We start from the raw sequence: 13,178 nt of genomic DNA on the forward strand, positions 1-13,178 counted from the left end.
CTGCAATATTTATCAAAAACCCGCGGCAAATCAAGTTCTGCGTACCTATGCAGCTACATCTTTACAAGCAAGCTGCCGTTTTCCCTCTCGACAGTGACAGGCCGTTTCCCACAATCGTTGCCATCCCATTGACCCCGGCTTCCAGCGAGCCGGACCTCTTTTTTGCGGCCTGTGCACCCCATGAGCGACAACCAGTTTGACTACATCATCATCGGCGGTGGCACCGCTGGCGCCCTGCTTGCCAACCGCCTGAGCGCAGACCGCAGCCTGCGCGTGCTGCTGATCGAAGCGGGCCGCAAGGACGACTACCACTGGATCCACATCCCCGTCGGCTACCTGTACTGCATCGGCAATCCGCGCACCGACTGGCTCTACCAGACCGAACCCGACGCCGGCCTGAACGGCCGCCGCCTGCGCTACCCGCGCGGCAAGACGCTGGGAGGGTGCTCCAGCATCAACGGCATGATCTATATGCGGGGCCAGGCCCGCGACTATGACGGCTGGGCGCAGATCACCGGCGACGACGCCTGGACCTGGGACAGCGTGCTGCCCGCATTCCGCCGCCACGAAGACCACTGGCGCCTGGACCAGCCCGAAGGCGTGAACGAGAACTTCAAGCGCCTGCACGGCAACAAGGCCACCGGCAGCACCGGCGAATGGCGGGTGGAAAAGCAGCGCCTGCGCTGGGACATCCTGGACGCCTTTGCCCAGGCGGCGCAACAGGCCGGCATTCCGGCCACCGACGATTTCAACCGCGGCACCAACGAAGGCGTGGGCTACTTCGAAGTCAACCAGAAAGCCGGGCTGCGCTGGAATACGGCCAAGGCATTTTTGCGCCCCACCTGCTACGGGCGGCCCAATTTCGAACTGTGGACCTGCGCCCAGGCCACGCGCCTGCTCACCCAGCGCCAGGCGGACGGCAGCCTGCGCTGCACCGGCGTGGAAGTGTGGACGGGCGATGAACGCCTGGTGGCCCATGCCAGCGAGGAAGTGGTGCTCAGCGCGGGCGCCGTCAATTCGCCCCAGCTGCTGCAGCTGTCGGGCATCGGCCCGGGTAGCCTGCTGCAGCAGCATGGCATTCCCACGCTGTGCGATCTGCCCGGGGTGGGCGCCAATCTGCAGGACCATCTGCAGATCCGCGCCGTCTACAAGGTGCGGGGCGCACCCACGCTGAACGTGATGGCCAGCTCGCTGTGGGGCAAGGCCAAGATCGGCATGGAATACGCCTTCAGGCGCAGCGGCCCGATGAGCATGGCACCCTCGCAGCTGGGGGCGTTCACGCGCAGCGACCCCCACCAGCCCCATCCCAATCTGGAATACCACGTGCAGCCCTTATCGCTGGATGCGTTCGGCGAGCCGCTGCACCCGTTTCCGGCCTTCACCGCCAGCGTCTGCAACCTCAACCCCACCAGCCGGGGCACGGTGCAGATCACCAGCGCCCATTTCAAGGACGCGCCGGCGATTGCCCCCAACTACCTGTCCACGCCCGAAGACCGCCAGGTGGCGGCCGACAGCCTGCGCGTGACGCGCCGCATCGCTGCCCAGCCGGCGCTGGCACCCTACCAGCCTGAAGAGTGGAAGCCCGGCCCCCAGTACCAGAGCGATGAAGACCTGGCCCGCCTGGCGGGCGACATTGCCACCACCATCTTCCACCCCGTAGGCACCACCGCCATGGGCCGGGACGGCGACCCGAACGCCGTGCTGGACAGCCGCCTGCGCGTGCGCGACGGGCGGGGCGGCCTGGTGGCCGGGCTGCGCGTGGTGGACGCCGGCGCCATGCCCACCATCACCAGCGGCAACACCAACAGCCCCACGCTGATGATGGCCGAGAAGGCGGCCGAATGGATCCGCGCCGACCGGCAGGTACGCCGCCAGCATGCAGCGGTGGCGCCCGTGCCGGAAACGGCAACCGCCTGAGCCGCCCCGGCCCGCCCCCAGAGCACGGGGTGAAGGCGTCACCGTCAGCGCGCCCCTCCTGGTCGCTGGCGGTCCATGCAGGGCTGCCGTCTGCCCGGGTTCACACAGCGCGGGACACGCACCAGGACGGTGCGTGCGGCGGGCATCCAAAAATCAGAGCAGCGAGGGCTTATTCCATGCCCAACCTGATCTCCATCAAGCCGCCGAAGCCTGGTGCATGTACGCTGTAAGCTCCTATTTTGTAAGTGCGCACAAGCCGTTGCCTCCTGCGCCATGCAGGCCGTGGCCGCCCAAACGGTTGCACCTGCTTGCAGTCGTGACAACCAGCGGTCTTCCCGCTGCGGGAAATCCCCGATGCACCGCGTCAGTGCAAGTCTTACAGTAGCCCCACTTCTGAGCGCACCACGGTGCGACACGGAGGAGCCGAGGAGACGACTCGACACAACCAGACCAATATTCATAAAAAGCATCCGACATCGAGATTGCTTTCCCAGCGCCGGCATTGACCGGCGCTTTTTTATTGCCTGCTGAATTCAGCCCCTGCAGCACAGCGGCGGCCCATGGCGGTGCGACAATCCGCGCCACTATGGAATGGATACTCGTCTCCCTCGCCTCGGCACTGGCCGGTTTTGTGGATGCCATCGTGGGGGGCGGCGGTCTGATCCTGGTTCCGGCCATGTTTGCGGCCTTTCCCACCACCACCCCCGCTACGCTGTTCGGCACCAACAAAAGCGCCGCCGTCTGGGGCACCGCGATTTCGGCCTGGCAGTACAGCCACAGGGTGCGCATCACCTGGGTCACGCTGGTGCCGGCCATTGGCGCCACCCTGGTCGGCGCCTTTCTGGGGGCCTGGGCGGTCACCCTGATCAAGCCCGACTTCCTGCGCATCCTGCTGCCCTTCATCCTGCTGGGCGTGCTGCTGTACACCCTGGCCAAGAAGGAGCTGGGCCGCGACCATGCACCGCGCCTGACCGGCCGCACCGAGATGTGGGCGGCCAGCGCCATCGGCCTGCTGATCGGCTTTTATGACGGCTTCTTTGGCCCCGGCACCGGCAGCTTCTTTGTCTTTCTGTTCGTACGTCTGCTGGGCTATGACTTCCTGAACGCCTCGGCCAGCGCCAAGCTGCTGAACCTGGCGTCCAACGCGGCAGCGCTGCTGCTGTTCTCGCTCAAGGGCCATGTGTGGTGGCATTTCGCCATCCCGCTGGCCGTGGCCAATGTGCTGGGCAGCATGCTGGGCACCTGGATGGCCCTGCGCCACGGCACGGGCTTTGTGCGCACCATTTTCATCGGCGTGGTGAGTCTGCTGATCCTGAAGACCGGCTGGGACGCTTTCAAGCTGCTCTGAGCCCGCGCGCGCCTGCAAGCCCTCCCGTGCACGCGGGCCGCGAAGCCCGCCATCTGCGGCCACGGGGCCTCGCTTCTATAATGGGCCTGCTTTCGCCTTAAAGCCGCGCACAACGCCGGTGCCACCGCACCGCCGCGCGACACAGCCCAGCCCACCGCCTTGCACGATGCCCTTTGCGGCATCCCGCGGTCCGGCGGCTGTGGGCCCTCACTGTGAACCTGCTGATCATGCAGGCGCGCTCCGTCCATCCGGGGCCGGGGCACTTGTCCTGCGCGACGGCTGCTGGAACCCATTCCCATGAAACGCATTTCCCTGATTGCTGCGGCCACCCTGGCCCTGCTGGGCGCGACCGCTGCCCAAGCCCGTTCGTTCGACGCCATCCAGAAGGACGGCACGCTGCGCCTGGCCACCGAAGGCTATTACGCCCCGTTTGCCTACTTTGAAGGCAAGAAGCTGGTGGGCTTTGAAGTGGACCTGGCCGAACTGATGGCCCAGAAGATGGGAGTGAAGTTCGAATGGAAGACCATTCCCTTCGACTCCCTGCTGACCGGTCTGTCCCAGGACCGCTGGGATCTGGTGATCTCCTCGCACGGCATCACGCCCGAACGCGAAAAGGCCGTGACCTTCACCCTGCCCCATTACTGCTCGGGTGCCCAGGTGATTTCGCTGTCCGACAGCATCAAGGGCGGCAAGGACCTGGCCGGCAAGACCGTCTCGGCCCAGACCGGCACCACCTACCTGGACTATGTGCAAAAGCATGTGCCCGGTGTGAAGCGCGTGGTGAACTTCCCCACCAACGAAGCCGCCATGCATGCGCTGATGTCCAAGCGCGCCGATGCCTGGGTCACCGAGCGCTTCCTGGCCAAGGAAATGCTGGCCAAGAACCCCAGCATCCAGTTCAAGCAGGGCGAAATGCTGTTCGTCGAACGCATTGCCGCGGCCGTGGCCAAGGGCAACCAGAGCCTGGTCGGCGCCTGGAACAAGGCGTTTACCGAATCGCTGAAGGACGGCAGCTACGCCAAGATTTCGCAGAAGTGGTTCAAGGAAGATATCCGCTGCCCTGAATAAGTCCTGCTTGGCAGCGGCTGCCTGAGAAAAGCGCTGGCGGCACGCGCCAGCACACCTCCCAGGTCGCCTGACAGATCCCCCCTGTGGGGTCCTGCGCAACACCCGGTGCCCGGGTGTTGCCAAACTGTCAGGAATCTTGCGACACACAGAAAGTGTGCAGCCACACTCCATGAAAATCGCATGCAGCCATATTCCGCACGCTATAGAGGCCATAGGGCATAAGCATATATCTCCCTATAATTTTGCTAATGTGGGTTTAGGCACTTTGCGCTCTGGCGCCCCTGCTCCCCATAATCAATGACCGGCTGCCCTGCCAGCCGGTTTTTGTTCAGAACAACATTCCACAAGGAAACGAGGAGTGCGTATGCAAGTGTTGAAGGCCGTTGCCGTGGCTGCCGCTTTGTGCGGTGCCGTTATTGCCCAAGCCCGTCCGCTGGAAGAGATCCAGAAGAGCGGCACCATCGTTCTGGCATCCGAAGGCCAGTACGCTCCCTTCAACTTCTTCAAGGGCAAGCAGCTGACCGGCTACGAAATCGAAGTCGGCGAAGCCGTGGCCAAGAAGATGGGCCTGAAGTTCGAGTGGAAGACCGTGGGCTTTGACGCCCTGCTGACCGGCCTGGCCCAGGACCGCTGGGATCTGGTGATCGCCTCGCACGGAGTCACCGAAGAACGCGCCAAGGCCGTGACCTTCACGCTGCCCCATTACTGCTCGGGCGGCCAGATTGTGTCGCTGACACCGTCCATCTCCAAGGCCGGCGATCTGGCTGGCAAGGTCGTGGCCGTGCAGACCGGCACCAGCTACATGGACAACGTGAAGAAAGTGGCCGGCGTCAAGGAAGTGAAAAACTTCCCCACCGACGAAGCCGCACGCAGCGCCCTGGGCTCCAAGCGTGTCGACGCCTGGGTGACCGACCGTTTCGTCGCCAAGGAAATGCTGGCCAAGGCCCCCAAGGCCGGCTTCAAGGCCGGTGACATGCTGTTCATCGAACACATTGCCGCCGCCGTCTCCAAGGGCAACCAGGGCCTGGCCGATGCCTGGAACAAGGCCCTGAAGGAAGCGATTGCCGATGGCACCGTGGGCGCCATCTCCAAGAAGTACTTCCAAGAAGACATCACCTGCAAGTAAACCCCTGACGGCCAGGCCCTCCCGGCCTGGCCGTTTGCTTTTTTCGCCATTCGCCCATGTTTCTCGCCCTCTGGCCCGCGCACTGGAGCCGCACCCAGCGCAGCAATGCCACGCTGATCGCCGCCCTGCTGCTGATGGTGCTGGTGCTGTCCCTGCTCGGTCAGTTCCTCTCGTATTTCCCTGAACCCATTGGCTCCAATGCCGAACTGTTCGCCGAAGGCGCACTCACCACGCTGTACCTGACGCTGGTCTCCGGCGCCGTGGGCCTGGTGCTGGGCACCGGTGCCGCACTCGCCCGCACCTCCCGCCTGGCCTGGCTGCGCTGGATTGCCAGTTTCTATATCTGGGCCATCCGCGGCACGCCGCTGCTGGTGCAGATCCTGTTTGTCTACTTCGCACTGCCGGTGCTGGTGCCTGGCCTGAACCTGCCGGACTTCGCCGCGGCCGTGGTCGCCCTGGGCCTGAACGCCGGCGCCTACAACGCCGAAGCCATCCGCGCCGGTCTGCTGGCCGTGCCCCGCGGCCAGACCGAAGCCGCCCGCGCCCTGGGCCTGCCCAAGACCCGCGTGTTCCTGGATGTGGTGTTCCCCCAGGCGTTCAAGATTTCGCTGCCGCCGCTGGTGAGCAACTTTGTGGCCCTGCTCAAGGATTCCTCGCTGGCCTATGCGATTGGTGTGGTGGAGCTGACCAATGTGGGCAACCGCATCCAGTCGGCCACCTTCCAGCCGGTGCAGACGCTGGTGACGGTGGCCATCACCTACCTGATTCTGACCACGCTGGTGACCCAGGTGACGCATGCCATCGAGTACCGCTTTGACGTGGAAGGACGCGCCAAATGAGCACCACGCAAACCGGCTCCCCTTATATCGTTGCGCAGAATGTGCGCAAATCCTTTGGCAACCACGAGGTGCTCAAAGGCGTGTCCACGGTGTTCCGCACCGGCGAGGTGACCGTGATCATCGGCGCCTCCGGCTCCGGCAAGAGCACGCTGCTGCGCGCCATCAACCGGCTGGAGCCGCACGACAGCGGCTCCATCACCATCGGCGGCACGGAAGTGACCGACGACGAGGCCACGCTGCTCAAGCAGCGCAGCGAAGTCGGCATGGTGTTCCAGCAGTTCAATCTATTCGGCCACATGAGCGTGCTGGACAACGTGACGCTGGCGCCCCGCCGCATCCACAAGCTGCCGCGCGCCCAGGCCAACGAAAAGGCCATGGCCCTGCTCAAGCGCGTGGGCATGGAAGCCCATGCGCACAAATACCCCTGGCAGCTGTCCGGTGGCCAGCAGCAGCGCGTGGCCATTGCCCGTGCGCTGGCCATGGAGCCCAAGGTGATGCTGTTCGACGAGCCCACCAGCGCACTCGACCCCGAGATGGTGCAGGAAGTGCTGGACGTGATGCGCCAGCTGGCCAAGGCCGGCATGACCATGATCGTCGTGACCCACGAAATGGGCTTTGCCCGTGAAGTGGCCGACCGCGTGATGTTCTTCGACCAGGGCTGCATTGCCCACGATGCGCCGCCCGCCGAGTTCTTCAGCAACCCTGCCAATGACCGTATCCGCGCCTTCATCGGCCGCATGAGCGCCTGAGCGTATCGAAAAAAGGAGCACGCCGTGTGCGTGCAGTGGCCATCTTGCGCAGCAATGCGTTCCAGACAGCCACTGCAAGAGCGCAGGCTGCTGCTGTGTCGTTTTGACCGCCTGCTGCCTGCGCGCAGGCACTGAAAGTGGGTTGCGTATGCGCACCGAACGCTGGGGCCTGGCGGCCCTGTTGACCGTCACCGTGGTCTGGGGCACGACCTTCCCGGCCATGAAGCTGCTGTCCGGCCACCTGTCGGCGCTGGAAATCATCTGGCTGCGCTTCATCATCGCCAGCGCCGTGCTGCTGCCCCTGTGGCGCGGCATGCGCCGCAGCGAACGCCGCTGGGGCCTGCTGCTGGGTGGCTTGATGTTCATCGCCTTCTGGCTGCAGGTGGAAGGCCTGGCCCACACCAGCAGCAACCGCAACGCCTTTGTCACCGGCCTGAATGTGCTGGTGGTCCCCATGCTGGCTATGGCCGTGCTGGGCCGGCGCTACGGCTGGCAGCTGTGGGTCGCCTGCGCCATGGCACTGGCCGGCATGTTTTTCATGTTCTTTGAAGACGCGCCCTGGAACTGGGGGGACACCCTGACCCTGGCCAGCACGCTGTTCTATGCCATCTACATCCTGGCACTGGAAGAAGCAGCGCGCCGCACGGCCGCCGCACCGCTGCGCGCCACGCGCATGGCCGCGGCCCAGGCCACGGTGATGCTGGGCTGCGCCACGGCGGCGCTGGCCCTGCAAGGCGGTTTCGGGGCACTGTGGGAAGGCGCTGCCGCGCTGGACTCCACGGCCTGGATGGCCGTGGTCTACCTGGGCCTGATTGCCAGCGTGATCGTGGTGACGCTGCAGGCCTGGGGCCAGCAGCGCGTGGATGCCATGCGCAGCGCCATCGTTTTTGGGCTGGAGCCGGTGTTTGCCGCGCTGACGGCCTGGGTGCTGATCGGCGAGCAGATGGGCCCCGTGGCTATGGCCGGTGCGGCCCTGATCGTGGTGGCGCTGATCTTCAGCCAGTGGACCCCGGCCGCGCCGGCCCGGCCGGAGGCAGATGGCGGCGCACTGCCCGAAGCAGCCAAGCCCTGAACCCCACCCGGTGCTTGGCACGCCCCATCAAAAAGGCGCCCTGAGGCGCCTTTTTTCATGCCTGCTCCTGCCGGGCCCTCTGCAGACCCGGACCCGCAGCGCTCAGTCTTCCTCGACTTCCACCGGCCCGCTCGGGGCGGCCACTGCGGCGGCCCCATCGGTGCGGTAGTCGGGCAGCTGGTGCACCGGCAGGCCCGCCAGCGGAAGGGTCTCACCAGGCATGGGGATGTCGTTGGCATTGCGCGAGGGACCGATGGGCGTGGAGGCCTGGCCTTTGCGCATGGCGGCGATGTCGTCCTCGCTGGGGTAGCGGCCCAGCAGCCAGTAGTCCATCACGCGGCGGGCAATGGGGGCCGCGGCCGCGGCGCCAAAGCCGGCGTTCTCCACGATCACGGCCAGGGCGATGGTGGGATTTTCCACCGGCGCATAGGCGATGTAGAGCGAATGGTCGCGCTGGTATTCGCTCAGCCTGGAGGCGTTGTACTTCTCGTTCTGGCGCACGCCCACGGCCTGGGCGGTACCGGTCTTGCCGGCCGACTGGTAGGAAGCGCCCATGAACACGCCCCGTGCCGTACCCTCCACCGTCACCGCGGCCACCGCGCTGCGCACCGCTTCGACATTGCTGGACTTGTAGCCCATGGGCTGCGCAGCATCGCGCGGCAGAGGCTGGTATTCACGGCTCACCGCGTCCACCCGCCCCAGCCCCAGCTGCGGCTTGTTCTTGACGCCATGGTTGGCCAGCATGGCCATGGCGTTGGCGATCTGCAAAATGGTGAAGTTGTTATAGCCCTGGCCAATGCCCAGGGAGATGGTTTCACCGGCAAACCACTTCTTCTGCTCGGGGCGCTTGTAGGTGTTGCGCTTCCACTCCTGGTTGGGCAGCACGCCGCGCACCTCGCCCTTCAGGTCCACCCCCGTCAGCTGGCCAAAGCCCATGGGCGCCAGCCAGTCGTGGATGGATTCCACGCCCATGTCGTTGGCCAGCATGTAGTAGTACACATTGGACGACTTGATGATGGAGCGGCGCAGATTGGTCGGGCCGTTCGGGTGGCCGGAACGGAAGGTGTGGCCGCCGAATGTCCAGCTGCCGTTGTCCATGATGATGGTGTCCGGCGTGCGCTTGCCGCTTTCCAGACCGGCAATCGCCATGAACGGCTTGAAGGTGGAGCCCGGCGGGTAGGTGCCGCGCAGCGCACGGTTGAGCATAGGCCGGTCGATGGACTCATTGAGCATGGCCCAGTTCTCGGTGTCGATGCCGCCCACGAACAGGTTCAGGTCATAGGTGGGCTTGCTGACCATGGCCAGCACCTCGCCGTTGCGTGGATCGATGGCCACCAGCGCACCGCGGCGGTTGCCATACAACTCTTCCACCATCTTCTGCAGGCGGATGTCCAGCGACAGCACGATGGAATCCCCCGGCGTGGCGGGGCGGCTGTTGAGGCGGCGCACGGCATAGCCACCGGCAGAGGTTTCCAGCTGCTCCCAGCCCGTCTGGCCGTGCAGCTCTTTTTCGTAGCTTTGCTCTATGCCCAGCTTGCCGATGACTTCGGTGCCACGGTAGTTGGCGGCATCTTCCCAATCCTCGATGGCTTCTTTTTCCCGCTGGTTGATGCGGCCGATATAGCCCACGATGTGGCTGCCCACGTTTTCCAGCGGATAGGAGCGGAACAGGCGGGCCTGGATGTCCACGCCCGGAAAGCGCCAGCGCTGGGCGGCGAACTTGGCCACTTCCACATCGCTCAGGCGGGTGCGGATGGGAATGGACTCGAAGCTCTTGGAGTCCTCCATCAGCCGTTTGAACTTGCGGCGATCGCGCTGGCTGATCTCCACCACCTCGGCCAGCTGGTCGATGGTCTCTTCCAGGTTCTCGACCTTGGAGCGGGTGATTTCCAGCGTGTAGGCGGAATAGTTGGAGGCCAGCACCACACCGTTGCGGTCCAGGATCTGGCCCCGGTTGGGCACGATGGGCACCACCGCCGTGCGGTTGCTTTCCGCACGCTCGGCATAGGCGTCATGGCGCACCACCTGCAGGACCACCAGGCGTGCCCAGACCACCCCCAGCAGCAGCATGACCACCACGCCGATCACCCAGACACGGACGCGGAAGTCCATCAGCTCGGATTCGGTGTTGCGTACGTCCAGGTTCACCATGGTCGTTCCGTTTTTGCATGCGCCCGCACCGGGCTGCGGCTGTGCATGGCGCAGCTCCTCACAGCGGGCGGTTGCTGTCCCGGTCCGGGGGACGGCGTTGCGGTGCCAGCAGAATCCAGCTGGCCACCGGCCACAGCAGGGCTTCGATCAGCGGAGCGATCAGCACCCAGGGGCCGGGGAAGATGCCGCCGGCCACCATGCGCACCACCACTTCCACGGCATGGGCCATCACAAAGAGCGGCGCCATGTACATGGCCTGGATCAGCACGTTGAACCACAGTACGCGGCGGCTGGCCTGGCGGCAGGCGAACATCAGCAGCACATAGGACAGCGCATGCTGGCCCAGCAGCGCAGACTGGTGCACGTCCATGCTCAGGCCCAGGAAAAAACCGATGCCCATGCCCACCTTGCCGGACTGGTGCACGCCCCAGAAGGCCAGCACCAGCAGCAGCCAGTCCGGCATCCAGACCCAACCGCCCCAGGGCAGCATGTTCAGGGCCAGCGCCACGACGATGGTCAGCGCGATGAACAGCGGGTTCACCGGCATCATCAGCTCTTGGCCGCGGGGCATGATCATGGCTTGGCCTCCTTCTGTCCCGGCAGGCGCACGTCCGTGGAGCGGCGGCTGGCGGACTTGTCATCGCGCTTGGCGGTGGGTGGCTCGGGTGCATGCGGGGTGTCCGGCAGCACCTTGTCCATGGGTTCCAGAATCATCACGTGGCGCGCACCCTGCAGGCGGGCCACGGGTTCGCAATAGATGCGGGCAAAGGCCGACTCGGCGCGGCGCTCCACCTTGGAGACCTTGGCCACCGGCAGGCCCGAGGGGTAGACCCCGTCCACACCGCTGGTGGTCAGTAGATCGCCTTCCTTCACATCGGCATTGCTGGGCATGAAGCGTAGCTCCATGCCATCGCTGCGCAGCGACGACGGATCGCCGTAGGCCACGCTGCGTTCACCGGTGCGCTGGTTCAGCACGGGGATGGCCTGGTCGCGGTCCACCAGCAGGCGCACCTCGCTCAGGAAAGGCTGCACCCGCGTCACCTGGCCCAGCACGCCGCGCTCGTCGATGACCGGCGAGCCGGCCAGCACGCCCGCCACCTGGCCTTTGTCGATGACGACGCGGCGGGTGTACGGATCGGGGGTGTCGTAGATCACCTGCGCTGCCTTGGCCGGCACGGTCACGCGGTCCCGCAGCCCCAGCAGCTGGCGCAGCTGCTCGTTTTCCTGCAGCAGCTGATCGGACTGGGTTGCGCGCTGTGCCATGGCCAGCATGGCCTGGCGGGCCTCCTGGGCTTCTTGCTGCGCGGTTTCCAGGTCGTCGAAATATGTCACGCCGCCGCTGAAGAAGCGGATCGGCTGCACCATGGCCCACTGCACCGGATACAGCACGGTGGACACCACCTGGCGCACCGGCTCCACCACTTTGAAGCGGGCGTCGGCCACCATCAAAAACAGCGCCAAAGCGCTGTAGGCCACCAGCTGCGACAGGGCGGAAGGGCCCTGCTTGAACATGGAAGGAGCGCTGCGCTCCAGCGTGCCCATGCTCATGCGCGGCCTCCAGAGAGGCGAGCAGCCGCCTGTGCGGCGTCGGCAACGCCGCACACGGCGGAATCCAGGGCGCGTGTGCTGTTCATGACAGGGTGAGGGCAACGCCAGGACCGGAGGCCCCGGCCATGGCGAAAAGGTTACTCGCTGGTAAAGATGCTGCCCTGGCGGTCCATGGACTCCAGAGCCATGCCGCAACCGCGCACCACGCAGGTCAGCGGCTCTTCGGCCACCAGCACGGGCAGACCGGTTTCTTCGGCCAGCAGGCGATCCAGGTCACGCAGCAGCGCACCGCCACCGGTCAGCATCATGCCGCGCTCGGCGATGTCGGCACCCAGCTCGGGAGGGGTCTGCTCCAGCGCGTTCTTCACGGCGGAGACGATCTGGTTGAGCGGATCGGTCAGCGCTTCCAGCACCTCGTTCGAGGAGATGGTGAAGCTGCGCGGCACGCCTTCGGACAGATTGCGGCCCTTGACTTCAATTTCCTTGACTTCGGAGCCAGGGAAAGCGGAGCCGATCTGCTTTTTGATCAGTTCGGCCGTGGGCTCACCGATCAACATGCCGTAGTTGCGGCGGATGTAGTTGATGATGGCTTCGTCGAACTTGTCGCCGCCCACGCGGACCGAGCCCTTGTAGACCATGCCGCCCAGCGAGATCACGCCCACTTCGGTCGTGCCGCCGCCGATGTCCACCACCATGGAGCCCGAAGCTTCGGACACCGGCAGACCGGCGCCGATACCGGCAGCCATCGGCTCTTCAATCAGATAGACCTGGGCAGCACCGGCCGCTTCGGCCGCATCCTTGATGGCGCGGCGTTCGACCTGGGTGGAACCGCAGGGCACGCAGATGATGATGCGCGGGTTGGGCGCCAGCACCGAGCGGGGGTGCACCATCTTGATGAACTGCTTGATCATCTGCTCGGTGATCACGAAGTCGGCAATCACGCCGTCCTTCATCGGGCGGATGGCTTCGATATTGCCGGGCACCTTGCCCAGCATGGCCTTGGCCTCGGCACCCACGGCCTGGATGACCTTCTTGCCGTGCGGGCCGCCTTCATGGCGGATGGCGACGACGGAAGGCTCATCCAGAACAATGCCCTTGTCGCGGGCGAAAATCAACGTATTGGCAGTGCCAAGATCGATGGCGAGGTCGGTGGAGAAGTACCGACGGAAGGCTCCGAACATTCAAATTCCTCTCAGGCACAGCATGCGCTTCGGCCTGCCATCGCCGGGATATGTGACTTGCAATCAGGGAAGAACGGGGGTGGATCTTTGCACAATGACGTCTTTGCAGGTGTCATTACGGCAAAGCCGAGATAATACCGTATCCCCTGTGAATAACTTATGTCCGGACGCAGTGCACC

At 65.0% G+C, this 13,178-nt stretch carries 11 protein-coding genes; 7 read left to right on the forward strand and 4 right to left on the reverse strand.

Annotated elements, in window-relative coordinates; translation table 11 throughout:
- The first annotated feature begins 180 nt into the window (after positions 1–180).
- From QM470_RS15845 to QM470_RS15875, 7 genes are all read left to right on the forward strand, one after another.
- On the forward strand, positions 181–1,917 hold the full coding sequence (locus QM470_RS15845) for a GMC family oxidoreductase (RefSeq protein WP_283339907.1): 1,737 nt from the start codon (positions 181–183) through the stop codon (positions 1,915–1,917).
- 586 nt (positions 1,918–2,503) lie between these two features.
- Complete coding sequence (locus QM470_RS15850; RefSeq protein WP_066538851.1) at positions 2,504–3,265, forward strand: sulfite exporter TauE/SafE family protein; 762 nt, start codon at positions 2,504–2,506, stop codon at positions 3,263–3,265.
- A 297-nt stretch (positions 3,266–3,562) separates the two neighbouring features.
- Positions 3,563–4,333, forward strand: a complete 771-nt coding sequence (locus tag QM470_RS15855) for an ABC transporter substrate-binding protein (RefSeq protein ID WP_283339908.1) — start codon at positions 3,563–3,565, stop codon at positions 4,331–4,333.
- A gap of 364 nt (positions 4,334–4,697) precedes the next feature.
- Complete coding sequence (locus QM470_RS15860) at positions 4,698–5,459, forward strand: ABC transporter substrate-binding protein (protein ID WP_283339909.1); 762 nt, start codon at positions 4,698–4,700, stop codon at positions 5,457–5,459.
- A gap of 56 nt (positions 5,460–5,515) precedes the next feature.
- Positions 5,516–6,298, forward strand: a complete 783-nt coding sequence (locus tag QM470_RS15865) for an amino acid ABC transporter permease (protein WP_280012139.1) — start codon at positions 5,516–5,518, stop codon at positions 6,296–6,298.
- Entirely contained in the window at positions 6,295–7,047 is a 753-nt protein-coding gene (locus tag QM470_RS15870; RefSeq protein WP_280012140.1) for an amino acid ABC transporter ATP-binding protein, read from the forward strand. Before QM470_RS15865 ends, QM470_RS15870 begins: the two co-directional genes overlap by 4 nt.
- Positions 7,048–7,195: 148 nt before the next feature.
- Entirely contained in the window at positions 7,196–8,119 is a 924-nt protein-coding gene (locus QM470_RS15875) for a DMT family transporter (protein ID WP_283339910.1), read from the forward strand.
- Positions 8,120–8,221: 102 nt separating this feature from the next.
- On the opposite strand, the gene mrdA is transcribed toward QM470_RS15875, so the two are convergent.
- The 4 genes from mrdA to QM470_RS15895 form a co-directional block, all read right to left on the reverse strand.
- Entirely contained in the window at positions 8,222–10,270 is a 2,049-nt protein-coding gene (gene mrdA / locus QM470_RS15880; RefSeq protein ID WP_283339911.1) for a penicillin-binding protein 2, read from the reverse strand.
- A gap of 58 nt (positions 10,271–10,328) precedes the next feature.
- Positions 10,329–10,847 carry a rod shape-determining protein MreD gene (gene mreD / locus QM470_RS15885; protein WP_218333365.1) on the reverse strand — a complete coding sequence of 173 codons (519 nt, stop codon included), beginning with the start codon at positions 10,845–10,847 and terminating at the stop codon, positions 10,329–10,331.
- Entirely contained in the window at positions 10,844–11,818 is a 975-nt protein-coding gene (mreC, locus tag QM470_RS15890; RefSeq protein WP_283339912.1) for a rod shape-determining protein MreC, read from the reverse strand. The genes mreD and mreC overlap by 4 nt, the downstream gene beginning before the upstream one ends.
- A 137-nt stretch (positions 11,819–11,955) precedes the next feature.
- The gene (locus QM470_RS15895; protein ID WP_066538840.1) at positions 11,956–12,999 is read right to left on the reverse strand and encodes a rod shape-determining protein; all 1,044 of its coding nucleotides are present in this window, start codon (positions 12,997–12,999) and stop codon (positions 11,956–11,958) included.
- Between the last annotated feature and the right edge of the window lie 179 nt (positions 13,000–13,178).

This window comes from Comamonas sp. 17RB (assembly GCF_030056555.1).
Taxonomy (GTDB): domain Bacteria; phylum Pseudomonadota; class Gammaproteobacteria; order Burkholderiales; family Burkholderiaceae_C; genus Comamonas; species Comamonas terrigena.